The sequence below is a fragment of the Rhizobium sp. PP-F2F-G48 genome (genome assembly GCF_004342335.1).
GTDB lineage: Bacteria > Pseudomonadota > Alphaproteobacteria > Rhizobiales > Rhizobiaceae > Ferranicluibacter.
In genome coordinates, this window is record NZ_SLVH01000005.1 from 75,913 (window position 1) to 100,682 (window position 24,770).

The 24,770-nt window shown below is 65.1% G+C and carries 22 protein-coding genes and 1 tRNA gene; 9 read left to right on the plus strand and 14 right to left on the minus strand.

Annotation, left to right across the window (positions count from 1 at the left end; genetic code table 11):
* The first annotated feature begins 199 nt into the window (after positions 1-199).
* A complete protein-coding gene (locus C8J36_RS13415) occupies positions 200-2,359 on the plus strand; it encodes a hypothetical protein (protein WP_132535584.1) in 2,160 nt (719 codons plus the stop codon).
* Positions 2,360-2,484: 125 nt separating this feature from the next.
* Here the strand turns inward: C8J36_RS13415 and rpsA are convergent, their stop codons facing one another.
* Both rpsA and cmk read right to left on the minus strand, forming a co-directional pair.
* The gene (rpsA, locus tag C8J36_RS13420) at positions 2,485-4,191 is read right to left on the minus strand and encodes a 30S ribosomal protein S1 (protein WP_062595358.1); all 1,707 of its coding nucleotides are present in this window, start codon (positions 4,189-4,191) and stop codon (positions 2,485-2,487) included.
* 136 nt (positions 4,192-4,327) lie between these two features.
* Positions 4,328-4,960, minus strand: a complete 633-nt coding sequence (gene cmk, locus C8J36_RS13425) for a (d)CMP kinase (protein WP_132535586.1) — start codon at positions 4,958-4,960, stop codon at positions 4,328-4,330.
* Positions 4,961-5,301: 341 nt separating this feature from the next.
* Here cmk and C8J36_RS13430 point away from each other — a divergent pair, with 341 nt between their 5' ends.
* Positions 5,302-5,691, plus strand: coding sequence for a TIGR02300 family protein (locus C8J36_RS13430; RefSeq protein ID WP_062471147.1), 390 nt, complete (start codon positions 5,302-5,304; stop codon positions 5,689-5,691).
* A gap of 236 nt (positions 5,692-5,927) precedes the next feature.
* Positions 5,928-6,003 (plus strand) — tRNA-Ala (locus C8J36_RS13435).
* A gap of 55 nt (positions 6,004-6,058) precedes the next feature.
* Here the strand turns inward: C8J36_RS13435 and xth are convergent.
* Both xth and C8J36_RS13445 read right to left on the minus strand, forming a co-directional pair.
* Complete coding sequence (gene xth, locus C8J36_RS13440; RefSeq protein ID WP_132535588.1) at positions 6,059-6,829, minus strand: exodeoxyribonuclease III; 771 nt, start codon at positions 6,827-6,829, stop codon at positions 6,059-6,061.
* Positions 6,830-6,838: 9 nt separating this feature from the next.
* Entirely contained in the window at positions 6,839-7,018 is a 180-nt protein-coding gene (locus C8J36_RS13445) for a hypothetical protein (RefSeq protein ID WP_132535590.1), read from the minus strand.
* Between the two features lie 650 nt (positions 7,019-7,668).
* Here C8J36_RS13445 and C8J36_RS13450 point away from each other — a divergent pair.
* From C8J36_RS13450 to C8J36_RS13475, 6 genes are all read left to right on the plus strand, one after another.
* On the plus strand, positions 7,669-8,118 hold the full coding sequence (locus C8J36_RS13450; RefSeq protein WP_062595362.1) for a helix-turn-helix transcriptional regulator: 450 nt from the start codon (positions 7,669-7,671) through the stop codon (positions 8,116-8,118).
* A complete protein-coding gene (locus C8J36_RS13455) occupies positions 8,118-10,004 on the plus strand; it encodes a hypothetical protein (protein WP_132535592.1) in 1,887 nt (628 codons plus the stop codon). Before C8J36_RS13450 ends, C8J36_RS13455 begins: the two co-directional genes overlap by 1 nt.
* A gap of 100 nt (positions 10,005-10,104) precedes the next feature.
* A complete protein-coding gene (locus C8J36_RS13460; RefSeq protein ID WP_132535594.1) occupies positions 10,105-10,308 on the plus strand; it encodes a hypothetical protein in 204 nt (67 codons plus the stop codon).
* Positions 10,309-10,313: 5 nt separating this feature from the next.
* Positions 10,314-11,483: a YcaO-like family protein gene (locus tag C8J36_RS13465; protein ID WP_132535596.1), complete on the plus strand. Its 1,170-nt coding sequence runs from the start codon at positions 10,314-10,316 to the stop codon at positions 11,481-11,483.
* Positions 11,480-12,217, plus strand: a complete 738-nt coding sequence (locus C8J36_RS13470; RefSeq protein ID WP_132535598.1) for a TfuA-like protein — start codon at positions 11,480-11,482, stop codon at positions 12,215-12,217. The genes C8J36_RS13465 and C8J36_RS13470 overlap by 4 nt, the downstream gene beginning before the upstream one ends.
* Before the next feature lie 126 nt (positions 12,218-12,343).
* Complete coding sequence (locus tag C8J36_RS13475; RefSeq protein WP_062595367.1) at positions 12,344-12,598, plus strand: hypothetical protein; 255 nt, start codon at positions 12,344-12,346, stop codon at positions 12,596-12,598.
* An 88-nt stretch (positions 12,599-12,686) separates the two neighbouring features.
* Here the strand turns inward: C8J36_RS13475 and C8J36_RS13480 are convergent, their stop codons facing one another.
* The 10 genes from C8J36_RS13480 to C8J36_RS13525 all read right to left on the minus strand — a co-directional run bounded on the left by C8J36_RS13480 (position 12,687) and on the right by C8J36_RS13525 (position 24,770).
* The gene (locus tag C8J36_RS13480; protein WP_062595589.1) at positions 12,687-13,427 is read right to left on the minus strand and encodes an ABC transporter permease; all 741 of its coding nucleotides are present in this window, start codon (positions 13,425-13,427) and stop codon (positions 12,687-12,689) included.
* Between the two features lie 44 nt (positions 13,428-13,471).
* Positions 13,472-14,410: an ABC transporter ATP-binding protein gene (locus C8J36_RS13485; RefSeq protein ID WP_132535600.1), complete on the minus strand. Its 939-nt coding sequence runs from the start codon at positions 14,408-14,410 to the stop codon at positions 13,472-13,474.
* Complete coding sequence (locus C8J36_RS13490; protein WP_132535602.1) at positions 14,407-15,573, minus strand: ABC transporter permease; 1,167 nt, start codon at positions 15,571-15,573, stop codon at positions 14,407-14,409. The genes C8J36_RS13485 and C8J36_RS13490 overlap by 4 nt, the downstream gene beginning before the upstream one ends.
* A gap of 169 nt (positions 15,574-15,742) precedes the next feature.
* Positions 15,743-16,651, minus strand: a complete 909-nt coding sequence (locus C8J36_RS13495; RefSeq protein WP_244481218.1) for an ABC transporter substrate-binding protein — start codon at positions 16,649-16,651, stop codon at positions 15,743-15,745.
* Positions 16,652-16,789: 138 nt separating this feature from the next.
* Entirely contained in the window at positions 16,790-18,412 is a 1,623-nt protein-coding gene (gene abc-f / locus C8J36_RS13500) for a ribosomal protection-like ABC-F family protein (RefSeq protein ID WP_062595370.1), read from the minus strand.
* An 86-nt stretch (positions 18,413-18,498) separates the two neighbouring features.
* Positions 18,499-19,776 (minus strand): arsenic transporter, encoded by a 1,278-nt coding sequence (locus tag C8J36_RS13505; protein WP_132535604.1) that lies wholly within the window; start codon positions 19,774-19,776, stop codon positions 18,499-18,501.
* A 63-nt stretch (positions 19,777-19,839) separates the two neighbouring features.
* The gene (locus C8J36_RS13510) at positions 19,840-21,057 is read right to left on the minus strand and encodes a CHASE3 domain-containing protein (protein WP_162242432.1); all 1,218 of its coding nucleotides are present in this window, start codon (positions 21,055-21,057) and stop codon (positions 19,840-19,842) included.
* A gap of 147 nt (positions 21,058-21,204) precedes the next feature.
* A complete protein-coding gene (locus C8J36_RS13515; protein ID WP_062595373.1) occupies positions 21,205-22,164 on the minus strand; it encodes a sugar-binding transcriptional regulator in 960 nt (319 codons plus the stop codon).
* A gap of 151 nt (positions 22,165-22,315) precedes the next feature.
* Positions 22,316-23,248, minus strand: coding sequence for a TIM barrel protein (locus C8J36_RS13520; RefSeq protein ID WP_132535606.1), 933 nt, complete (start codon positions 23,246-23,248; stop codon positions 22,316-22,318).
* Positions 23,249-23,258: 10 nt separating this feature from the next.
* A complete protein-coding gene (locus tag C8J36_RS13525) occupies positions 23,259-24,770 on the minus strand; it encodes a glycerol-3-phosphate dehydrogenase (RefSeq protein WP_132535608.1) in 1,512 nt (503 codons plus the stop codon).

The window sequence follows — 24,770 nt, forward strand, 5'->3', positions numbered from 1 at the left end:
TCATGCCTCGCCGGCTCTTTTCCCGGCATATGCTGCCTCCAGGTGTATTCTGGCGGGCATGCGCATGACGCGCCCATCGACATCATGACGCCGGTTTCGCCTGGCGCGCCTGAACCCGCCGGCCGGCAGGGCACCCGCTCCCTGCGTTCGTTTCCCATCAATCGCACCCGGCCGAGGCCGGACATGGACGGAGACTGCCATGCAGACATCGACCGCCATCTCCCGGAGTGCCGCAGCCGCGCTGACCGATGGCGGTACGGCCAAGGACCGGCAGGTGCTTCCCTCAGTGGCGACGAAGCGGTTCGACGCCATCCTGCACGTCATCGAAATCGTTCTGCGCGATATGCCGAATGCGGATCCGGCAACGCGCGTCGCGCTGGCCCGCCTGACGGAAGCCTTGGCCCGGATCGTCGATTTTCCGCCGCAGCCGCAGGAGAGCCTGCGCGACTTCACCCGCCGCCTGGCCGCCCACATGGATGTCCTGCCGCCTGCCGCGCGGGCGCTGATCGAAAAACAGCTCAACCAGCAGCCGCTTCTGGCTGCGTTGAAGATGCTGGTGGAAACGCTGCGCCCGGCACTGACCATCGATCTGCGGATCGACATGCCGCTGACGCGCGACGGCCTCTGGCATCCCGATGCCGTCTCCGCCCTCTTTCCGGACGAGGACGACCGGCCGGCTTTTCGCCAGCCGACCATCCAGGCACCGCTTCCGACCCGCATGGCCTTCTCGCAGGCTCCGGGCGTCGCGCCCGGTGCGCCGCATCTGCAACAGGCGCTCGGACAGGCTTTTTCTCCGGAAACAACGACGCCCCCGCTCGCAAGGCCGGACCCGGCGTCCGATGCACGTTCCGCTGCCGCGGCACCCGCGCCGGGAAGCACAGACCGTCCGATACAGACCGCGGAAGACCCTGTGCCGACCTTGCGAAGCGCGACCGCTTTCCTCGCGTCGGACGCACAGGCGCTGGCGCAGGCTGTGGCCATCGCCAGAGGACAGGCGCTCGATACCCCCTCTGACGGTCCGACAGATCCTGTCGTGCCGCGAGACGCCGGTACGGACGCGGCAGACGGGGCCGGGGCCGACGTTGCAATCGGTCGGAGCGAAGGAGAGGAGGGGGACGTCCGCGGGGACCGGTATGGCGAGCCGCACGACGTGCGTCGGCCTGCGGAACGGACGCCCGCGATGACCACGCCTGGCAAGGTCGCCTTCGAGTCTGGCGACACCGCCCTTGCAAGCCCTGCCACGCGTGCGACAGCGGGTGGCGAAGCGGCGACCGGCGGTGTGAGAAACGATCCGCTCTTCTCCGAAGAGGACCACCCCGAACGACGACTGGCCGGCCGGCCCTCGATGGGACCCGCACCCGATCATGCCCCGGCGCCGCGCGCTCCAGCGCAACCGGTTCAGCCCCTGCCCGCGCAATCTTCTCCCGAACAGGCTGCCCCGGAGCGATCCGGGAGCGAATCGCTTCCGGGAGCCTCCCGCTCCCTTTCCGAGACGATCACCTTTCAGGCCCGCCCGCTTGCAGCGCCTCTCTCATCCCTCGATGCGGTGTCTGTATCGCCGGCTGACCGCGGCCTTCAGCCGTCGCAGCGCCCCGGCAGATCGGGCGACGTGGCGCTCGCGCACCGCGAGCCCGATAGTGGGGAGCCCTCTGCGCGCCGGCTCGAGCCGCTTCTGCCCCAGGTGGAAATCGCCCTGATAACATCGGGCCTGCGCGAGGTCGCCAATACCATCGGACAGCTCGATGAATGGGAGACGCTGTTCTACATGCTGTCGGGAAGCCTCGGCGAGACATCCGAGGCGCTTCTGCAGCAGGAGGCACGCGGCCCTGCAAACCCGCCGGCGGAGTCTGCCAACGCCCGCCCGCAGGGCCACCCGAGCATCGAGGCGGATCTGCTGACGGTCATGGACGAAGACCGTGCCGCCTTGGGTCTTGCACAGATGACACAAAGCGAAGACGTCGTTGCCGTGCCGCTCCCGCCGCGCGGACTGGAGGCCAGCATCCTCCGGGAGGCGGTCGGCTTCCCCTTCGTGCCCTATCTCAACGCCCCGGAAGCCGGCAGCACCGAGATCGACGACGACGAACCGCGCCGCCATCGCGGGCAAGACGAAGCCGGCTTCGCCCAGAGCGGAGAGGACGAGAGCCGCGAGAACGATGGCGGCTCTGCCTCGGATGAGGAAGACGCGGAGCGTGCCGAGGCTTCCCCTCGATCCGCCATGCAAGCAGGGGCCGGGCAAGCTGGTGCCGGGCAAGCGGAGGCCGGGCAGGCAGAAGCCGGGCACCCAGAGACTACCGAGGCGGCCGACGGCGCGCGCCATGATGCCTACGATCTTTACCAGCGCCTGTCGGATCTCGCCTGATCCTGCACCAAGCGAACGCAGAGCAGGGTACACACAGTCCACAAAGGAAAAGGCCCGCGGCGATGTCTCGCCGCGGGCCTTTTCCTTTCAAACGCTGTTCGACAGACCGTCGAACCGGGCCACGATTACTCGTTGCCGCCGCGGTTCTTGAGGGCGGCGCCCAGGATGTCGCCGAGCGATGCGCCCGAGTCGGACGAACCGAACTGTGCAACGGCTTCCTTTTCTTCGGCGATTTCCAGCGCCTTGATCGAAAGCATGACCTTGCGGTCCTTCTTGGAGAAGTTCGTGACGCGGGCGTCTACGGTCTGGCCGACCGAGAAACGCTCAGGACGCTGCTCGTCACGGTCGCGCGACAGGTCGGCACGACGGATGAACGAGGTGATGTCCTCGTGGTTGACGAGACGAACTTCGAGGCCACCGTCGTTGACGGCAGTGACTTCGCACGAGACGACGGCGTTCTTGCGCAGTTCGCCGGACGTGGCGGCTTCGCCGACCGAGTCCTTGCCGAGCTGCTTGATGCCGAGCGAGATGCGCTCCTTGTCGACGTCCACATCGAGAACGACGGCCTTGACCATGTCGCCCTTGTTGTATTCCTCGATGACCTGCTCGCCCGGACGGTTCCAGTCGAGATCCGACAGGTGCACCATGCCGTCGACGTCGCCGTCGAGGCCGATGAACAGGCCGAATTCGGTCTTGTTCTTGACTTCGCCTTCAACTTCCGTGCCAGCCGGATGGCTGTGCGCGAAGGCCTGCCACGGGTTCTCGAGCGTCTGCTTGAGGCCGAGCGAGATGCGGCGCTTGGTCGGATCGACTTCGAGAACGACAACGTCGACTTCCTGCGTCGTGGACAGGATCTTGCCGGGATGGACGTTCTTCTTGGTCCAGGACATTTCCGAGATGTGGATCAGGCCTTCGATGCCCGGCTCCAGCTCGACGAATGCACCGTAGTCGGTGATGTTGGTAACGGTACCGGAGATCTTCTTGCCGACCGGGTACTTCGCACCGATGCCATCCCACGGATCCGACTCGAGCTGCTTCATGCCGAGCGAGATGCGGTGGGTTTCCTGGTTGATGCGGATGATCTGAACCTTGACCTGCTGGCCGATGTTCAGGATCTCGGACGGATGGTTGACGCGGCGCCATGCCATGTCCGTCACGTGCAGCAGACCGTCGATGCCGCCGAGATCGACGAACGCACCGTAATCGGTGATGTTCTTGACGACGCCGTCAACGACCTGGCCTTCTTCGAGGTTCTGAACGATTTCAGAACGCTGTTCGGCACGGGATTCTTCCAGAACGGTGCGGCGCGAAACCACGATGTTGCCGCGACGCTTGTCCATCTTGAGGATTTCGAAGGGCTGCGGGTTGTGCATCAGCGGGGTGACGTCGCGGATCGGGCGGATATCGACCTGGCTGCGCGGCAGGAAGGCAACGGCACCATCCAGATCGACGGTGAAACCGCCCTTGACCTGGTTGAAGATGACGCCTTCGACGCGTTCGCCGGCTTCGAACTTCACTTCCAGGCGCATCCAGCTTTCTTCGCGGCGAGCCTTCTCGCGCGACAGAACGGCTTCGCCCAGAGCGTTTTCGATGCGCTCGACATAGACTTCGACTTCATCGCCGACCTTCAGCGTGCCGTCCTTGGCCTTCGCGCCGAATTCCTTCAGGGCGACGCGGCCTTCGACCTTGAGGCCGACGTCGACGATGGCGACGTCCTTCTCGATGGCCGTGATCACACCCTTTGTGACGTAGCCTTCGGCCAGATCCTGCTGGGCGAAGGATTCCTGCAGCAACGCTGCGAAATCGTCGCGGGTGGGTTGTGCTTCAGACATGAATACTCCTGGTCGTGCCATTGGCACGGGCGCCGGGGGTTTGCGTTGATCATATCCGATGACCCTCCGCTCCCGATGATCCCATAGGGCATCGTATCGGGAACAATTCCGGCGCGGGGACGGTCGGTTCGGACTGCTAGTGTGCTAACGCGGCGTCGATCACTGACTTCGCCGCTGAAAACGCCGCCTCTATACCCATTTCCGAGGTATCGATCAAGTGCGCGTCTGAAGCCGGGCGCAAGGGGCTGTCGGCGCGGCCCATGTCGCGCTCGTCCCGCCTGATGATATCGGCGAGGACGGCGAGATAATCGGCCGGTGCGCCGTGCGCCGTCATCTCGTCGAAGCGGCGCCGGGCCCGCACTTCGGGCGAGGCCGTGACGAACAGCTTCACCTGGGCCTGCGGGCAGACGACCGTTCCGATATCGCGCCCGTCGAGCACGGCGCCCGGGGCCTGCGCCGAGAATGCCTTCTGCGCCTCGACCAGCGCGCGCCGGACCGCCGGCATGACCGCGATCTTCGACGCGGCTTCGCCGATCGCATGCGAGGACAGCACCGAACGGTCGAGCCCGGCGAGATCGACCTTCAACGCCATGGCTTCGGCAAGGCTCTCGTCATCAAAGGGCAGACCGGCATCGAGCAGCGCCTTGGCGGTTGCGCGGTAGGTCAGCCCCGTATCCAGGTGGTGAAACCCGTAGGTTTCGGCGAGCCGACGCGACAGCGTGCCCTTGCCCGCAGCAGCCGGTCCGTCGATGGCAATAATAAACGTCATGCTTCACCTAGACTATAAGAGGCTTCACCGGATGCGTCTCTCCGGGAGATAGCATGATGATCGCGGCAGGCAATGCCGTCTCCCGATGACGTGGACGTCTCATTCCCCACAAGCTGCATTTTGGCAAGATGGCGTTTCGGGACGATTTTTCCAGCGGAGCATCCGCCGGCTCTCAAGAAGCGCCCGGCAGTGCGCTTCCAGACAGGGAAACAGTCCGCGCACACGTTTTGGCTTTGACAGTCTGCGCCCTTCCGATTAAGGGGACCGGCTAATTCATCTTAGGTTTACCGCCGGCATTCCGGCTGACGCCGGTTCGTCCGGCCGTTCAAGAGGCATCGACAGTGGCAAAAGCGGAACTCGGAACCAAGCGCATCGACCCGGAAACGGGCCGCAAGTTCTACGACCTGAACAAGGACCCGATCGTGTCTCCGTACACCGGCAAGTCCTACCCGCTCTCTTTCTTCGAAGAGACCTCCGTCGCCAAGGTCATGGAAAAGGCTGCGGAAGAAGAGGATGTGGCGGAAGTCGACACCGAGAACCCGGAAGTCGAACTCGTCTCCCTGGAAGAGGCCGACGAAGGCGCGAACGGCGACGACATCCCCGATCTGGGCGATGACGAAGTCGAGATCGACAATGACGACGACGACACCTTCCTCGAGGAAGACGAAGACGACGACAATGACGGCCTGTCCGACCTGATCGGCGTCAACGACGACGACGACGAAGTCTGATCCGCTTTCGCATTCCCTCTTCTGAAGGCCTGCCTTTCCCACGAAAGGCAGGCCTTTTCGTTTGAGCGCGCCCCGCTCGTTCGCCGCCACCAAGGCGTTTTCATCGCGAATTCAACAAAATGTCGATGCCATCGATTTTATGGCTTGCCATCTCCGGGAAGCGGACGTAATAAGCCGCACCTGCCCGGGACGAAGCGCCCGGCGGTACCCGGAACCGGCCTTGCCGGACCCTTTATGGGGCTATAGCTCAGCTGGGAGAGCGCTTGCATGGCATGCAAGAGGTCAGCGGTTCGATCCCGCTTAGCTCCACCAAATCTCCTTGAAGTTCAATTCTCCCGCATGCTCCGTTCCGATCGGCTTGCGTTTTTCACAATGACAGCTCGATCCAGACCGGCGCATGATCGCTGGTTTTCTCCCATCCCCGGACATGGCGATCGACGCCGCATGCGGTGAGATGGGGGGCGAGATCGGGACTGAGGAGGCAATGGTCGATGCGCAGGCCGGCGTCGCGCGCAAAGGCGTTGCGGAGATATTTCCAGAAGGTGAAGATCTGTTCGTCGGGATGCAGCGCGCGGATGGCGTCGGTCCAGCCGGTATCGACGAGCGTGCGATAGGCTTTGCGGATCTCGGGGCGGAAAAGCGCGTCGTCCGTCCAGCGGGCGGGATTATAGACGTCGAGGTCCGTCGGCATGACGTTGAAGTCGCCGACGAGGGCTGCGGGCATGCCGAACGCCAGCAGCGTCTCGCCATAGGCGGTCAGGGCCTTGAACCAGTCGAGCTTTCGCGCGAACTTCGGCCCTGGGTAGGGATTGCCGTTGGGGGCGTAGAGCGCACCGACGATCATGCCGCCGGCGATGGCTTCGATATAGCGGCTCGCGTCGTCCTCCACACCGGGAAGGCCGCGGCGCGTGAGAATTGGCGTCGCATCCCGCTCCAGAATCGCGACACCATTCCAGGCTTTCTGCCCGTGCCAGACGGCGCCGTAGCCCGCCTTCTCCAACGCTTTTCTCGGAAACTTCGCCTGCGGCGCCTTCAGTTCCTGCAGGCAGACGATATCGGGCCGGCTCTCCTTCAGCCAGCGAAGCAGAATGTCGAGCCGCCCGTTGATGCCGTTGACGTTATAGGTCGCGATCCGCATGCGAGGACGTCAGTGACCTTTCCGGTCACCCTTGTCGCCTTCGCCGGGTTTCGCTTTCGTCTTGGCATCGTGACGGGCGTCGGCCGACAGCGAGCGGCCGACATCCACGCTTTCCATGAACTGGCCATTCTCATCGCGGCGCACATAGCGCTTGCCGGTTCCGGTATCGATCATCTCGCGCTTGGACATTGCCTTCTCCTTCTGACGGATAACAGGCAGCCAACGCTCCGGGCGGCAAAAAGATGCGGGGACGTCTCCTCCAGAAACTGAAAAGCCTGCCGCGGGAGGAGGTGCGGCAGGCTTTCCAAAAGAACCGAACAGCGGCTGGGAGGAGGAGTGCCGCTATTCCTACAGGGGTCCGGGGAGGAGGATCGGAGCCCTGAAACTCGAAGAGCGCGGGAGGAGGTGCGCTGTTCGATGAGAGGATCATACGCAATTTCGGAAGAACCGAAAGCTCTCATATTGCAGTGCAGCTATGCAGTGAGGGCATACCGGTCAAAATAAGCAGGTCGAGTTGACCAAATTTTAACCCTTTCAAACGTCTTCGTTCGCGCTTACCAATACCAGACCGCCGACAGCGACGTCCCGGCGCATCGAGGCTGCCGAATGCTTCGTACGGTTCTGACATTGCTCGCCGAAGTCATTGTCAACCCTCGAACATAACGATCTTCTTTCTCAGCAACAGGAGTAGCAAAAGCGTTCGGAAAACGTTATCGGTTGCTAACCAGAAGCGCCATGAGACCGCCGCGTGCAATCCGGCAGGAAATTCATTGCTCTTTCTGTAAAATCATACATTCTCGCGCAACGAGAATTCAGCCGGTATTTCTGCAGGAGCGACTATGAACGCGAAAGCCCCCCATGCGATCGATGTGTACGTTGGAGGTCGTGTTCGTGCGCGCCGGCTTATCCTCGGGATGAGCCAGACGGCGCTGGGCGACCGCCTCGGCATCACCTTCCAACAGATCCAGAAGTATGAAAAGGGTGTGAACCGGATGGGCGCGAGCCGGCTGCAGGCCGCCGCCGACATTCTGAGCGTGCCGATCAGCTACTTCTTCCAGGACAATCCGAGCGACCAGACCCGTCCGGAAGCCGCCGACTTCGATGCTGTCAACGCGTTCCTCTCGACGCGCGAGGGCCTGTCGCTGAACAAGGCGTTCTCGTCCATCAAAAGCCCGGACATTCGCAAGACGGTGGTTGCCCTGGTCACCTCGCTGGCACAGGGCGAAGAGACGTCCGCCCGGCAGCCGGCGGATGCTTCCGTCGCGCAGGCTTCCGCCAACCCCTCCTGATGTGTCCGCTGCGGCTGCAGACATTCGGCAATCTGGCCCTGAAGACCCGGAGTGGCGAGGATCTCGCCTTTCCGCAAAAGGCCCTGCTGCTCGTCTGCATCCTGCGCCTCGGCGAACGCCCCGCGCTTCGGCGGGACGAGGCCTCCGCCATGCTCTGGCCGGAAGCCGACCGTGAGGCGCAGCACATCAATCTGCGCAAGATGGTGTCGCGCATCCGAAAGGCGCAACTCGCCTATCACAGCGTGATCCTCGACATCGGCGACACCTCCATCACGCTTGGCGACGACGGGCAGCGACTGGTCGTGGATGCCGCCTGCTTCCGCCGCGACGACACCTCGCTCGAAACCATGCTGGCCCTGCTGCGGGAGCGCTTTCTCTTCGGTAAGCTGCCGGACGGCTTCCTGCGGCGCTGGGGCGAGATGCAGATGGATGTGCAGTATCACTGCCTGCGGGAGCGGCTGTTTGCCGTCGCCGGCGAGGTCACCGCCCTGCCGGACACCGTGATCCTGCGGGAGGCGGCTTTCCTGCTCTTGGAACGCAATGTCCACGACGAGCCCGTACGGGCTCTGCTGGAGGAAAACGCGCCGTCGGCGCAGCAGAGAGGCTTCCCGAGCGCCGAGGCGAAGGTCCTGCCGTTCGCCGGCGGGCGTTCGACCGCGCCCGGGAGCGCTGCTTCCGATCCGCCCATGCCCGTCTATGCACAGGTCGTGCCCCGGGCCTCGCTTGCGCTGACGGTGACGGCGTCGCTGCCGCGGCTGGCGCTGCTGCCACCGGCCCTGCGCCTCGGAGCGTCGCGGACCCTCACCGGCACCGTTGCGGCCTTGATCGACGACATCGCCATCAGCCTGTGCACGCTGCGCAATATCTCGATCGTCGCGCCGCACACCGCCAAGCGCATCCAGGAGAGCAATGACCGGATCGCCATGCTGGAAACGCATGCCATCTCCTATCTCGTGGATACCACGCTTTGTGCGGAAGGCCTTCTGGTCCAGATCATCTTCGTGCCGCTCGATCGGGTCATCTGGGCGGAGCGCTTCTCGCTCGACACGCCGTTTTCCTCGCACAGGCGGGTGATCGCCAAGATCATCGCCGACAGCATCGCGACGGAGCTGCAGCGCAACTACGATCCGCTGGTCGAATACGAGCATCATCCGGATGCCTACCGGGCCTATCTCTCCGGCGCGCGCCAGACGAAGACCATTTCCCTGCCGTCGATTCGCGGCGCACGACGCGGCTTTCGCGAGGCGCTTCAGTACAGACGGGATTTCGCGCCGAGCTTCATCGGGCTGGCGCGCACCTATTCGCTGGAATGGGTGCTGACGGCGCGCGGCGACAAGGGGCTTCTGCACAAGGCCGAAGAGCATGCGCGGCTTGCCATCCAGCAGGACCCTTCCAGTGCCGCAGGCTACAAGGAATTGGGCGTCGCCAAGCTCTATCTCGGCGATCTCGATGAAAGCCTCGAGGCTCTGGCACGTGCGGAAGCCCTGAGCCCGCATTATGCGGATGCGATCTACAGCTATGCCGACTCGCTCGTCCATGCCTCGCGTCCCGACGAGGGGCTGCGCAAGATCCAGCGGGCGATCGACCTCAATCCCCTGAGCCCCGACGATTATTTCTGGAGCGCGGCCGGTGCGAGCTACTTTGTCGGCCGATACCAGGATGCCATCGACTATATCGGCCGGATGACCAATCAATCCTCGGCCGATCGGCTGAGAGCGGCCGCGTTCGCCATGCTCGGCGACATGGCGTCAGCACGCCGCTACCGGCGCAAGGACCGCGAGACCAACCCCCATTTCGATCTCGACCGCTGGCTGGCTGTTCTACCCATCCGCGAAACATGGCAGAAAGAGCTTTACCGCGAAGGCCTTTCACGGGCAGGATATTAGCGGCAGAATCGTTTGCGCGACCTGCCCTACCCGTATCGGCAATCACAACCGGAAATCGCAGAAGGTTGTCCTTGCCATTTTTGTCATAAAGGAGGATCGCATGTCCAAAACCGTCGTTTTCGGCTTCCCTGGGGATAGCCAGCTCTATGTCGCCGATGTCGAGGCAGGCACCGTGAAGCCGCTCGAAGACACCGATGGCCGGGCCGGCGAATTGCGCGCAAGCCGCGCGCCCTTCATTCGCGGTGTCGATTTCGCCGTCGCCCTCGCGCCGGCCGACAAGGCTTTCTCCGGTCTCTTCGACTGACACCGTTGCGCCTTACGACCTTCGACCGGACCTGCACCGCGGCCGAGACCTTCGACCGCGTTGCACCTCTTCTCGCGGCCTTCGGCATCACACGTATTGCCCGCCACACGGGGCTCGATCGGATCGGCATTCCGGTCTGGTGCGCCTATATGCCCAATGCCAGATCCATCGTCGTGGCGCAGGGCAAGGGCGCAACCGACGCGGACGCGCGGACATCGGCCGTCATGGAAGCGCTCGAACGGGCCGTCGCGTGCGACCCCGCCGTCGCGGTGCTCACCGCAAGCCTGGCGGCGTTGAAGGCCCGCGGACAGGCATTTCATCCGCTGTCCGGACTGGTGGCGTCGGGCCATGAGCCGCTGGCCCCGGACGACGAGACGGACTGGGTGGAGGGACAGGATCTTCTCACCGGCGAACCCGTGCTCGTGCCCTTGCAGGCGGTCACCCTCGACCGCACGATCCGGCATGGCCGCTTTTGGCAGTCCTCCGACGGGCTCGCCTCCGGCAATACGCTGGACGAGGCGATCTTTCATGGCCTGATGGAGCGCGTGGAGCGCGACGCCCATGCCCTCTGGCTGTTGCGCCCTCTCGCCGCGCGCCTTGCGACATGCGTATCGCCATCCGATTTCGACTGCCCCGTCATCCGCGCGCTCGAAGGGCAGATCGCGGCGGCCGGGCTCAAGCTGCGCCTGTTTGACGCCACCAGCGATCTCGGCATTCCCTGCTTCTCCGCCTATCTCGGTCCCGAGGCGAGCCGCCTTGCGGGAGCGCTGAAGCATGTGGACGTGACGTTCGGCGCGGGCACGCACCCTGTCCCGCGGCAGGCGGTCCTCCGGGCCATCACCGAAAGCGCCCAGTCGCGCCTGACCTATATCAGCGGTGCGCGCGACGACGTTTTTCCCGAGGACTATGACAGGCCGCTCGCCGACAGCACGCGGCAGGCAATGCTGGCGGAGCCCCGCGCCTGGACCCCGTCCACCCTCCCCGCCTCGTCCGGCGCAGCGCTGGTCGGTGCCCTCCACGCGCGCGGGGCAGGCCTGATGATCGCGGTGCGGCTTTCCCGGCCGGACCTTCCCTTCGCCGTCGCCAAGGTCCTCGCGCCTGCGCTTGAAAACCCCGAGGGCAAGCGTCGGCAGCGATACGGGACGCGCGCGCTGCGCCAGGCGCTCACGCAATGACGTCCCTCGGAAACGAAGATACCGGCCGGAAAGTTCTGTTCGTTGGGCCGACATTGCCGGATGCGGCCCGGATCGCGTCGGGCCTCGACATCCGGCCACCGGCTATCCAGGGCGACGTCTATCGCGCGGTGCGCGACGGTGCCGCCGCGATCGGGCTGGTGGATGGCGGGTTCGAATATACCGCGCCCGTCTGGCACAAGGAGATCCTCTATGCCCTGTCCGCGGGCGTTGCGGTGTTCGGTGCCGCGAGCATGGGTGCGCTGCGGGCTGCCGAGTGCCGTGTGTTCGGAATGGTCGGCATTGGTACCATCGCGCGGTCCTATGCCGATGGCGTGCTGGTGGATGACGCCGATGTCGCGCAGCTGCATGCGCCGGCGGCGCTTGGATGGGCGAGCCTGAGCGAGCCGCTGGTCAATATCCTCGCAACGCTCGCGCAGCCCGATCTGCGAACCGGCCTCACACCGGATCTCTGCGACCGGATCGAGGCGGCGGCGCGAGGGCTGCATTTCAAGGACCGAACCTGGCGCAGCATCCTGAAAGGGGTCGATCTGCCGGACGAGGACACGCGCCGGACACTCGAAGCGAAACTGAAAGCCGGTGCCTGCAACCGGAAACGGGAAGACGCCCTCCTGCTGATTCAGGCGCTCGCGGCCTCTTCCAGCGCGCGATCGCGCGAGAAACCCGATTGGGTCTTTCGGCAAACGACACTCTGGGAAGAGCTCATCCAGCGTTGAGAATCCGAAACCTCTAATGTTTTGAAGAGCCTCCGTCTGAAGCGTCATACGTCACGCACCCTATGTCACGCCTGTGTCACGCGCGGTTTTCCGGGGCTGTCGCTACACTCGCCTCAAGACAACCGAATGGCTTGGAACATGACACTCAGCAACCCGATTGCGGAACCCGTAGACCTCACGCACACCGAACGAGACCCTCAGGAAATCCGGGCCCTCGCCCGCCTGATCGTCTTCGCCCGGCAAAACGCGATCGATCTCAATCTGGGAAATGCCGTCCACTGCCTCGACCTCGCCTTGCGCTCGGTCCTGCAGGAAAACGACAGCACGTTCGATGGGCTCGTCTTCTCGGAATCCAGCCTTCAGCGTCAGCGCGCGCACTGATCGACGCTCAAGCCGCCGCCCCCCGGCCTGCAGGCAAGCCTGCAGTCAAGCCTGCAGTCTGGGCCTGCAGTCCGGGCCTGACTGCCGGTCAGATCCCGGCGCGCCGGCGCAGGCGGGCTTCGAGGGCCGAAAGTCCGTCATAGATCAGAACGGCAAGCGCTCCGACAATAAGGCCGCCCTGCAGGATGAAGGCGAGATTGTTGGACTGGAGCCCGGCGATGATCACCTCTCCGAGCGTCCTTGCCGCAACCGTCGAGCCGATGGTCGCGGTGGCCAGGCTCACCGTGATCGACAGTCTGATCCCCGCGAGAATGACGGGCGCGGCCAAGGGAAGCTCCACCCGGAAGAGACGCTGCCGGTCGGTCATCCCGGCCCCGCGCGCGGCTTCCATCACGGCAGGCGGCAGGGTGGTCAGCGCCGTCAGCGTGTTTTCGAAGATCGGCAGCAGGCCGTAGAGGAAAAGCGCCACCAGCGTCGGTTTCTCCCCGAAACCCAGTGCCGGCACGGAAAGGGCGAGAACGGCCACAGGCGGGAAGGTCTGCCCGACATTCACGAGGCTGCGCGACAAGGGCAGAAACTCCGCGCCGAACGGCCGCGTCACGAGAATTGCCAGCGTTACCGCCACCAGAATGGCGGCCGTCGTCGCAATGGCGACGATGCGCAGATGCAGGAGCGTCAGCGTCAAGAGGCTGCCCTGGTTGTAGATCGCGGGAGCGTTGTCCTGCACCAGCGGCTTCAGGATCGGCTCGAACAGCATGGGAGCGATCAGGAAGGCGAGAAGGGCGACGAGCAGCAGAGCCCGCAGGCCCAGCGGTATCCATCCTCTGATCCGGTCGGTATTGGCCGTGTGTCGGGCCGTTGCGTGAGACGCGGTCATCGGCGCCTCGCGGCACGCTGAACGAGCCCATCCAGCGTGATGCGTCCGATCGGCCGGCCATCGGCGTCCGCAACGGGGGCGGCGTCCCGCCCGCTCCAGAGAAGTTCGGCCAGCGCGTCCCGCTGGGTTGTCGTGGCGGCGATTGCCGTGCCTTGCGCTTCGCCGGGCTCGACGGCGGCGCCCGCGGTTTCGATCGACAGCATTCGGAACGGGCGTTCGGTCGCGCCGATCAGGGTTTCGACGAAATCGGTCGCCGGGCGCTCGACCAGTTCGGCGGGCGGGCCGTACTGCACGAGTTTGCCCTTGTCCATGACGGCGATGCGATCTGCGAGATGGAAGGCTTCCTCCATATCGTGCGTGACGAGAATGATCGTGGTGCCCAGCAGTCGCTGGATCGCCAGCAGATCCTCCTGCGCCTTGGCGCGGATGATCGGGTCGAGCGCGCCGAAGGGCTCGTCCATCAGAAGCACGTTGGGCTCCGCCGCGAGCGCCCGCGCCACGCCGACACGCTGCTGCTGACCGCCGGACAGTTCATGCGGAAAGCGGTCGGCAAAGGTTTCCGGATCGAGCTGGAACAGCGCCAGCAGTTCGGCCACCTTGGCCTTGATGCGCGCCGCGTCCCAACCGAGCAGCACCGGCACGGTCGCGATGTTCTCGGCCACCGTGCGATGCGGGAAGAGGCCGTGGCCCTGGATGGCGTAGCCGATGCGCCGGCGCAGCTCGAAGCCGGGAACGGAGCGGTTGTCCTCGCCGTCGAGGCGGATCGTCCCCGCGGTCGGCTCGACGAGACGGTTGATCATGCGCAGCAGCGTCGTCTTGCCGGAGCCTGAGGTGCCGACGATGACGGTGACGGTTCGCGGCTGGATGGTCATCGTGACAGTGTCGACGACGGTGTCGTCGCCGTAGCGCTTGGTGATGCCGTCGATCTCGATCATGCTGTCCTGCCTGCGCGGTTGAGCGGCGCGTTGATTTCGATGAGGGCGTCGAGGATGGTGGCCGCGGCGAAGGCCAGAAGCACTGTCGGCACGGCGCCGAGCAGCACGAGGTCCATGGCGGTCTGGCCGATGCCCTGAAAGACGAACACGCCGAACCCGCCGCCGCCGATCAGCGCCGCAATGGTCGCAAGACCGATGTTCTGGACGAGAACGATTCGGATGCCGGTGAGAATGACCGGGAGAGCGAGGGGGAACTCGACCCGCAGCAGGCGCTGCGCCCCCGTCATGCCGAGCCCGCGCGCGGCCTCGTTCGCCTCGCGGGGAACGCCCGCAAGCCCGACCACCGTATTGGCAACGACGGGGAGCAGCGAATAGAGAAACAGCGCGACGAAGGCAGGCGCCGCGCCGATGCCGCGCACGCCGATCGCAGAGGCGCCGGGAACGTTCACCGCGATCCAGCCGAGCGGCGCGATGAGGAGGCCGAAGAGCGCGATCGACGGGATCGTCTGGATGAGGTTGAGAACGTTCAGCACGCCGGCCCGCAGCGGCCGCACGCGGTGACAGAGGATGCCGAGCGGCAGGCCGACGATGACGGAGGCAAGGAGCGAGCCGATCGCGAGCGTCACATGCTTGCCCGCCTCGTTCCAGAAGACGTCCGCCCGGCCGGAATATTCCTTAAGAAGCGAGAGCGAATCCCATCGGCCGGAGGCGAGGATGGCGGCAAGGGCACCGAGCGTCACGCCGAGCAGCAGCACCCGGACGGAAGGCTTCGGCTTCATGCGCGTGATGGCATCGGCGGCAAGCAGCAGGAAGGCGAAGAGAAGCGTCCAGAAGCCGGATGCCGGGGAGACCCGCGCATAGGTGTTGCCCTCCGGCGTCAGGAAGCGTCCGGCCGTGCCGATCAAAAGCATCAGCGCGAGAAGACCGATCGCGGCAACCGCCAGCCGTGCGGCGGCCGGCGTCCTGAGGATGGTCACCACAGCCGCCACGCCGAGGGCGATCAGGAGCGCCGTCCCGTAGCCAGCGGGCAGGGATTCGAGGATGGAACGCGGACCGCCGGGGACGATCCGATTGGCACGGAAGGTCGCAAACGGCGCCAGAAGCGTGCCGAGGCAAAGGAGGATGGCGATCAGGACGCCGAGCTTGTCGAAGCGGATGCGCATGCCTCTCCTGATGTTCCGAAGGCAAGCCCCGTGCCGCGAGACCGTTCCGTGCCGGAACGTGACGGTGTCTTGCCGGCGATAGGGGCGAGCCTCCTGGAAGACGTTTGCCGCAACCGTCGAAGGCGGACGTGAAAAGGGCCGGGAGGGCAATGCCTCCCGGCCCGTCTGCTTACTTCAAGAAGCCGTTCTTCTTCAGGAAGTCTTCGGCCACGGCCTTGGCCGGCTCGCCGCCGACCTGCACGCGACCGTTCAGGTCCTGCAGCGTCACGAGATCGAGCTTTTCGAAAACGGGCTTCAGAAGCGTTTCGATCTGCGGATTTTCCTTCAGCACGGCTTCGCGGATGATCGGCGCCGGCTGGTAGACCGGCTGGACGCCCTTGTCGTCTTCCAGGACCACGAGGCCGGACGGTGCGATGCCGCCGTCAGTGCCGTAGACCATGGCGGCATTGGCGCCGTTCGTCTGGTTGGCGGCAGCGGCGATGGTGGCTGCGGTATCGCCGCCCGACAGCGTGATCAACTGGTCGGGCTTCAGCGTAAAGCCGTAGGTGGTCTGGAAGGCCGGCAGGGCGGCGGCCGAGTTCACGAATTCTGAGGAGGCCGCGAGCTTCACCGTACCGCCATCGGTCACGTATTTGCCGAAGTCGGAGAAGGTCTTGACCTTGGACTGGTCGGCCAGATCCTTGCGGATGGCGACGGCCCAGGTGTTGTTGGCGGGCGACGGCGTCAGCCAGACGATCTTGTTGGCGTCGTAGTCGAGCTTCTTGGCCTCTTCATAGGCCTTGGCGGCATCCTTCCAGGCGGGGTCTTCGGCCTTTTCGAAGAAGAACGCGGCATTGCCCGTATATTCCGGATAGATGTCGATCTCGCCGGCGGTGATCGCCTTGCGCACGACCGGCGTTGCACCGAGTTGCACGCGATCCGTCGTCTTGATGCCGTTGGCGTTCAGGACCGACAGGATGATGTTGCCGAGCACGCCGCCTTCGGTATCGATCTTGGAGGACACGACGACCTGGGCCTGAGCGGCGGAAAATGACAGGACAGCGGCTGCCGCCGCGATGAGTGTAGACTTGAGACGCACGCGAATTCTCCCCTGATGACACACTATCGTCCACGCGATGACAGCGATCGTCGCGGCATAGGCTGCCATATGTGGCGACATCGGAGGAAAAACAGAGCCGTCGCAGGGCAAAATGCGACCGGTTCGTTTCGACGCAGCCTAAACGTGTATGCCGGGAGCCTCCTGCCCCGTCCGCTCGACATATTCGGTGTATCCGCCGCCATACTGATGGATACCGTCCGGCGTCAGTTCCAGCACCCGGTTGGACAGGGCCGCGAGAAAATGGCGATCGTGCGAGACGAAGAGCATCGTGCCCTCATAGGCCGAGAGCGCCTTGATCAGCATTTCCTTCGTGTCGAGGTCGAGGTGGTTGGTCGGCTCGTCGAGCACGAGGAAGTTCGGCGGGTCGAACAGCATGGCCGCCATGACGAGGCGCGCCTTTTCGCCGCCGGAGAGAACCCGGCAGCGTTTGTCGACGTCATCGCCGGAAAAGCCGAAGCAGCCCGACAAAGCCCGGAGCGGCGCCTGCCCAGCCTTCGGGAACCGCTCCTCCAGCCACTGCAGAACCGTGCTCTCGCCATCGAGCAGATCCATGGCGTGCTGGGCGAAATAGCCGACCTTGACGCTGGCGCCGATGGTGACACTGCCCTTGTCCGGCGCGGCGGTTCCCGTGACAAGCTTCAAAAGCGTGGATTTTCCGGCACCGTTGATGCCCATGATGCACCAGCGTTCGCGCCGGCGCACCATGAAGTCGAGCCCGTCATAGATCGTCCGCGCGCCATAGGCTTTGTGGACCTGCTTGATATTGACGACGTCTTCGCCCGAGCGCGGCGCCGGCAGGAAGTCGAAGGCGACCGTCTGGCGGCGCTTCGGCGGCTCGACGCGGTCGATCTTCTCGAGCTTCTTGACGCGGCTCTGCACCTGCGAGGCGTGCGAGGCACGGGCCTTGAAGCGCTCGATGAACTTGATTTCCTTGGCCAGCATGGCCTGCTGGCGCTCGAACTGCGCCTGCTGGTGCTTTTCGCTCAGCGCCCGCTGCTGCTCGTAGAAACCGTAATCGCCGGAATAGCTGTTGAGCGAGCCGCCGTCGATCTCGATGATCTTGGTGACGATGCGGTTCATGAACTCGCGGTCGTGCGAGGTCATCAGCAGCGCGCCGTCATAGGTCTTCAGGAAGTTTTCGAGCCAGATCAGGCTTTCGAGGTCCAGATGGTTGCTCGGCTCGTCGAGCAGCATGACATCGGGCCGCATCAGCAGAATGCGGGCGAGCGCCACGCGCATCTTCCAGCCGCCGGAGAGCTTGCCGACATCGCCGTCCATCATTTCCTGGCTGAAGGACAGGCCGTCGAGCACTTCGCGGGCGCGGCCTTCCAGCGCGTACCCGTCCAGCTCCTCGTAGCGCGCCTGCACCTCGCCATAGCGCTCAATGATCGCGTCCATCTCGTCCATGCGGTCGGGGTCGGACATCGCGGCTTCGAGCGCGCGCAGTTCGGCCGCCACGATGCTGACGGGCCCTGCCCCCTCCATGACCTCGGCCACGGCGCTGCGGCCGGACATCTCGCCGACATCCTGGTTGAAATAGCCGATCGTCACGTTCTTCTCGGTGGCCACCTGCCCCTCGTCGGGCAGTTCCGAGCCGGTGATCATGCGGAAAAGGGTCGTCTTGCCGGCGCCGTTCGGGCCGACGAGGCCTATCTTTTCGCCCTTGTTGAGCGCGGCCGAGGCCTCGATGAAGAGGAGGCGGTGGCTGTTCTGCTTGGAGATGTTTTCGATGCGTATCATGATCGGTCGGGCCCGGCTGCGTTGCGGGTCGCCTTATGGCACGGGATGGCCCTGTTGTCCCGGCTTTTTGCTGCAGCGCACGCGCGTCACAGCAGAGACATGCCGATCAGCGTGGCGATGGAGAGCAACAGCGCCGGGATCATCACCACCGCCCCGAGCTTCAGAAACTGCCAGGTGCCGACTTCGATACCCTCGCGCCGCAGGGCGGTGAGCCAGAGAATGGTGGCGAGCGAGCCGGTGACGGAGAGGTTGGGACCAAGATCGACGCCGATCAGGATGGCGGCGGCGACAAGGCTCGGCGCACCCGCGGCCTGCACCGCACTGCCGGCAAAGAGCCCGGCCGGCAGGTTGTTGACGAGGTTGGCCGCAAAGCCGACGCCGACACCGGCGACGCCCGCCGTCCACGCGGGCGAGATCGCCGCGTTGCGGGCAAGGAGATCGCCGAGCATGCCGACGAGCCCGGTGCCGCTGAGCGCTTCCACGATGACGAAAAGGCCGGCGACCAGGGGCAGGACGCTCCAGGAAATCCCCTTGAGGACGTCGAGAGGTGGCTCGCGATTGACGAGAACGATCAGGAGCGTCGTGGCGATGCCGGCGACAAACGTCGGCAGGCCGAGATCGAGATCGAGCGCGGACACGATGACGAGGCCGATGGCGGTCAGGGCAAGCCCGATGCCGGCGACGCGGGCGGCGGGCGACAAGCTCGGCGTCGGCACGTCGGCCGCGACCGTTTCCGAGGCGAGCGCGCGGCGCTGGGTGAAGGCGAGCGCGAGATAGGTGACGACGATCGCCACGATGGACGGAAGCGTGAAGGTGCGCAGCCATTCCCCGAGCGGCGGCATCTCGCCGCCACCGAAGATGACGAGGTTGGCGGGATTGGAGATCGGCAGCACGAAGCTCGCGGCATTGGCGATGAAGGCGCAGATCAGCAGGTAAGGCAGCGGGTTTGCGACCTTCGCCGCCCGCGTGGCGGCGTAGACGGCCGGCGTCAGCACCACGGCCGTCGCGTCGTTCGACAGGAACACGGTCACGAGCACGCCGACCGCGTAGATCAGGAAGAACAGGCACTTCGGCGACCCATTCGCCTGGCGGGTCGCGATGGCGGCGAGCCAGTCGAACAGTCCTTCCTTGCGGGCCAGTTCCGACAACAGCATCATGCCGATCAGGAACAGGTAGACATCGGTGCCGCGGGCGATGCCGTTCCAGACCGCCGACAGCGGCATGAGGCCGAGTGCGGCGATGACGGCGGCACCCAGAACGGCCCAGACGGCCTCCGGCAGGCGAAACGGCCGGGTGATGACCCCGGCGACGGCCAGGGCTGAGATGCCCCAGGTGAGCAGGACAGGGGAAAGAAACGTCGGCATGGATTTCCGGCTCTATGGATGTCTGGATGGCGAAGCGCGAAGGGGGTCGGCTGACGCCGTCGTCTACCCCGCTTCGGCCCGTACGCGAAAGGCGCTGATCGGCTGGGCGATGTTCTTGACGCGCTGGAAGCCGAGATCGTCGAAGGTCAGCGGACGCTGCTTGCGGACATGGTCGCGCACGGTGCGGGAAATGCAGATGGCGCCGGGTTCGGCCAGCGTTTCCAGCCGTGCCGCTACATTGACCGTGTCGCCGAAGACGTCGCCATCCTGCACCACGACATCGCCGACGTTAATGCCGATCCGGAACATCAGCCGGGCGTTTTCATCGAGGTCCGCATTCGCTTCCGCCATCGCCTGCTGGATCTCGATCGCGCAATCGATGGCGGACAGGGCGCTGGCAAAGGCGGCGAGAACGCTGTCGCCGGCGGTGGTGACGATCGTGCCGCTGTGCTTCTCGATGATCGGATCGATCCGGTCGCGCACGATCTTCAGGCGCACGAGCGTCTTCGTCTCGTCGCCCTCCATCAGCCGGGAATAGCCGACGATATCCGCCGCCATGATCGCAAGCAGCCGGCGGTCGAGCCGGGAGAGCAGTTCGTCCCTCGTGAGCTCCGCGGACCGCGCCCGTCTCGCGGTGGCGCGCACCGCAACGAGTGCGAAGACGGCGGTCAGCAGCGACAGCGCGAAGACCACCATCTCCATGCGGGCGCCGGCCTGTCGTGCTTCGGCCACGCGCTGCATGCGCTGATTGCTCTCTTCGGCCCGCATCGTCTTCAAGGCGTTGCGCACGCCGTCCATGAGCATCTTGCCCTGCCCGGTCTTCATGATGGCGAGTGCCCCGGCCGCATCGCCCTCGCGCTGGCGGTCGATGCTCTGGCGCAGTTCCGACAGTTTCTGGACGATCAGCGAGCGGAGAACGGCGACATTGGCATCCTGACGGCTATTGTCGGACAGACCTGTCGCGAGCTCCTCCATCATCCGGTCGATTTCCTGAATGGACCCCTCGTAGGGCTCGAGATAGGCACGGTCCTGCGTGATGAGGTAGCCGCGCTGGCCGATCTCGGCATCCTGCAACAGCGATTGCAGGGTGGAGATCCGCCGCTCGTTGCCGATGGTGTGGGCGATGGCCTCCTGCGCCTGCCGTTCCCGCTGCGACAGGAGAACCGAAGCCCCGATCGAGGCGACGGCGACGAAGAGCACGGCGATGATGATCATCCCGGCACTCTGGCGCACCTCGTTGCGCGCCTGCAGCAGGAACTTGTTCACCGTCGGTCTGGCCATGGTCCCTCGCGCTGCGGCGTCGCGGGCATGCCGTGCGGCCCCGCGTTCGACCATACATGTGTTCGTCCCGTCGAATGGAAAGCGCCCGCCCCGCTTTTATGATGCGAAGCTTTGCCAACAGTTCCTCACGTGCCCGATCCTGGCCTTTTACCCCGCGTCGAGCAGGGCCTGCGCGGTGCGCTCGTCGGTGATGAGGCCGGAGAGGCGGCGGCTGGTGAGAACGGCGCGAATAGCCTCGACCTTGCTCGCGCCGCCGGCAATGGCGACGATGTGGTCGGCCTTGGCGGAGTGGAAGGAGACCGAAAGCGTGCGGGCGCTCAGCATGGTTTCGAGCAGGCGACCGCGGGCATCGAAGAAGTGGCCGAGCAGTTCGCCGACGGCGCCGTTTGCGGAGATCTCGCGGATTTCGCGCGGCTCGATCATGCCGGAGGCGACGAGCTGGGCGGCCGGCTCCACCGTGCCGATGCCGACGAATTTGAGATCGGCGCCTTCGGCCAGCGCGAACACCTCGCCGACGCCGCGCTGGGAAAGAAGAACCTCGCGGTCCTCCGCCGTATTGGCAAAGAAGGGAACCGGCATGACATAGGCGGTCGCCCCTGTCTTCTCGGCAATCTGGTGCATCACGTCATGCGGATTGATGGCGTAGTTGCGGGTGACGCCGCCCAGAAGCGACACGAAGGACACGGTGCTCGCGGCCAGACGCGGCATATGACGCACCGCGGCGGCCAGCGTGCGGCCATGGCCGAGGCCGATCATCCGGTGCGCGCCGTGCTCGATCTCCCGCCGCAGATAGGATGCGCCGGCGGACGCGAGCGCGCGGAGCGGCAGCCCCTCTTCGCGCATGTCGGGTGCGACCTCGCAATAGGTCAGGCCGTACCGCTCGGCAAGGCGCGCCTCCAGATCGACGCATTCGACGATATCGCCGTCGATGGTGACCTTGACCATGCCGTCGGCCACCGCACGCGCGATCATCCTGTGCGTTTTGACCGAGGGCAGGCCGAGCATCTTGGCGACCGCCGCCTGGGTCATGCCGCCGACATAGTGCAGCCAGGCGGCGCGCGTCGCGAGCGATTCCTCCGGGTCGATGGGGCGTCGGTTCCCTGCCATGCGTCCTGCCATTTCTCCTGCCTCGGGCGTCGTGCCGCGCGCCGATCCGACTTGTCCTCACCTTCGCCATACACCCCGCGTCGCAGGCTGGCACGTTATTTCCGCGGCGCGCACGGCGCTCCGCCATCGCGATGCCGTGTCGCAGAGTGTGTCAGATATGCAGGTCGGAGACACCCGTATCGATATGCGGCGCCCAGAAGGCGACGCTTTCGGCGATCTGCTCGATGACCTGGCGGTCGTTCGGATCGCGCTCCTTGAAGGAGAGTTCGAGGCAGATCTCGTTGGTCTCGGCGCCGCCCTCCGCGAGCGCTTTCAACAGCGGCTCGGGGTGAACGCGGCCGCGGGCGTTGAATTCGGCGGTGAACGGACGGTGACCGCCCTTGTCCATCAGGCTCTGCTTGATGTGGATGATCGGCGACAGTTTCGGCACCGCCCGCGCCCAGGCATAGGGGTCGACATCGTCGGGATTGGGCGAGGTCACGTCGCCATGGTCGATGTCGGCCATCATCCACATGGGAATGGCCATGCCGGCGGCCGTCAGCCTGTCCTGCAGGCGGATGCTGTCGGCGATGGTTTCGCCGAACTCGCGCCCGACGCTCATCGGCTCCCAGAAGATGTAGTCGAGACCGGCCGCCTTGCCGTGCTCGGCGACTTCGGCCCAGCAGTCGATGGCGATCCGGATGAGCGCCTCGCGCCGGGTGGGGTCGTCGAAATCCTGATAGGTGAAGATGGCGAACTGGGTGCCGACGGAGACGCCGCCGAGATCGGCGGTGATGTCCGCGAAGGTCTTGAACCAGTCGACGTAGTAGCGTCGCACGTCGCGGTCGGGATGACCGAAATGGTTGAGGCGGCCATAAGGCCCCGTCATGCCGGAGGTGACGCGCACGCCGGTGCGGGAAAGGGCCGCCTGCATCTCCCGCGTCAGACGGCGGATGACGGGTGCGGGCCAGCTCGGATTGATGAACTCGTGGGTCAGTTGCAGATCGCGGACCTTCAGCGCGTGCGCCACGGTATCGATCAGGTCGTCCGGCTCGGCGAAGCGGTTGACGAGCGGATTGGTGTTCAGGGACAGGGTCAGGTTCATGATCGCTCCCTCACGCGGCCAGCGCGACATGCGCATCGAACCAGTCGGCAAACGCCGCCCGTTCGGCAGCCGTCAGGTGCAGGTTCTGCTTGGTGCGACGGACAAGCACGTCCTCGGATGTCTCGGCCCATTCGTTGGCGACGAGGTAGCGGACCTCGGCCTCGTAAAGCTGCCCGCCGAAATGCCGGCCGAGACCCTCGATCGACGTGACGCCCTTGACGATGCGGTTGACGCGGGCGCCGTAGAGGCGGCCGTAATGATGGACCAGCGCGCGCGGCATCCAGGGGTAGTCGCTGCGCATCCGCTCGGCAAACTGCACGTAATCGGCATTGGGGATTTCGCCGCCGGGCAGCGTCGCGCCGCGCGTCCAGTCGCCCTTCATGTTGGGGAAGAAGCCGGCGATCTTCTGGATGGCATGCTCGGAGAGCTTGCGGAACGTGGTGATCTTGCCGCCGTAGATGTTGAGCAGCGGAGCGCCGCCGGTCTCGTCCAGTTCGAAGACATAGTCGCGCGTGACGGCGGAGGGATTGCCCTTGCCGTCATCGAAGAGCGGGCGGACGCCGGAGAAGCTGTGCAGCACGTCGCTGCGACGCAGCTTCTCCTTGAAATAGCGGTTCACGGCGGCGAGCAGGTAATCGATCTCCTTCTCCTCGGCCTGAACCTCTTCCGGACGCCCTTCATAGGGAATGTCCGTGGTGCCGATCAGCGCCTTGTCGCCCTCATAGGGGTTGATGAAGATCACGCGCTTGTCGTGGTTCTGCACGAGATAGGCTTGGCTGCCCTCCCAGAACTTCGGCACGACGATGTGGCTGCCCTTGACGAGGCGCACGTTGCGGCTGCTGTTGGAGCCGGCGACCCGGCCGACGATGTCGTTGACCCAGGGGCCGCCGGCATTGACGAGCACCTTTGCGCGGAACGACGAGAGTTCGCCGGTGCGCTCGTTGCGCGTCTCCACGCGCCAGCCGCCATCCTCGCGGCGGGCGCTGATGCAGGCGGTGCGCGTCAGCACGGTGGCACCCCGTTCGGCGGCATCCAGCGCGTTCAGCACCACGAGGCGGGCATCATCCACCCAACAATCGGAATATTCGAAGCCCTTGGTGTATTTGTCGAGGATCGGCGCGCCCTCGGGATCTCGGTGCAGATCGAGCGAGCGGGTGCCCGGCAGGCGCTTGCGGCCGCCGAGATGGTCGTAGAGGAAGAGGCCGAGCCGGACGAGCCAGGCGGGGCGATCGTCCGGGCTGTGCGGCAGCACGAAGCGCATCGGCCAGATGATGTGGCTTGCCGAGTTCAAAAGCACCTCGCGTTCGATCAGCGCTTCGCGCACGAGGCGAAACTCGTAATATTCGAGATAGCGCAGGCCGCCATGAACGAGCTTTCCCGAGCGAGACGACGTGCCTTCGGCCAGATCGCCCTTTTCGCAGAGGATGACCGAGAGGCCGCGACCCGCGGCGTCCCGTGCAATGCCGGCACCGTTGATGCCGCCGCCGATCACGAAGAGATCGACCGTCTTTGCGTCTGTCAT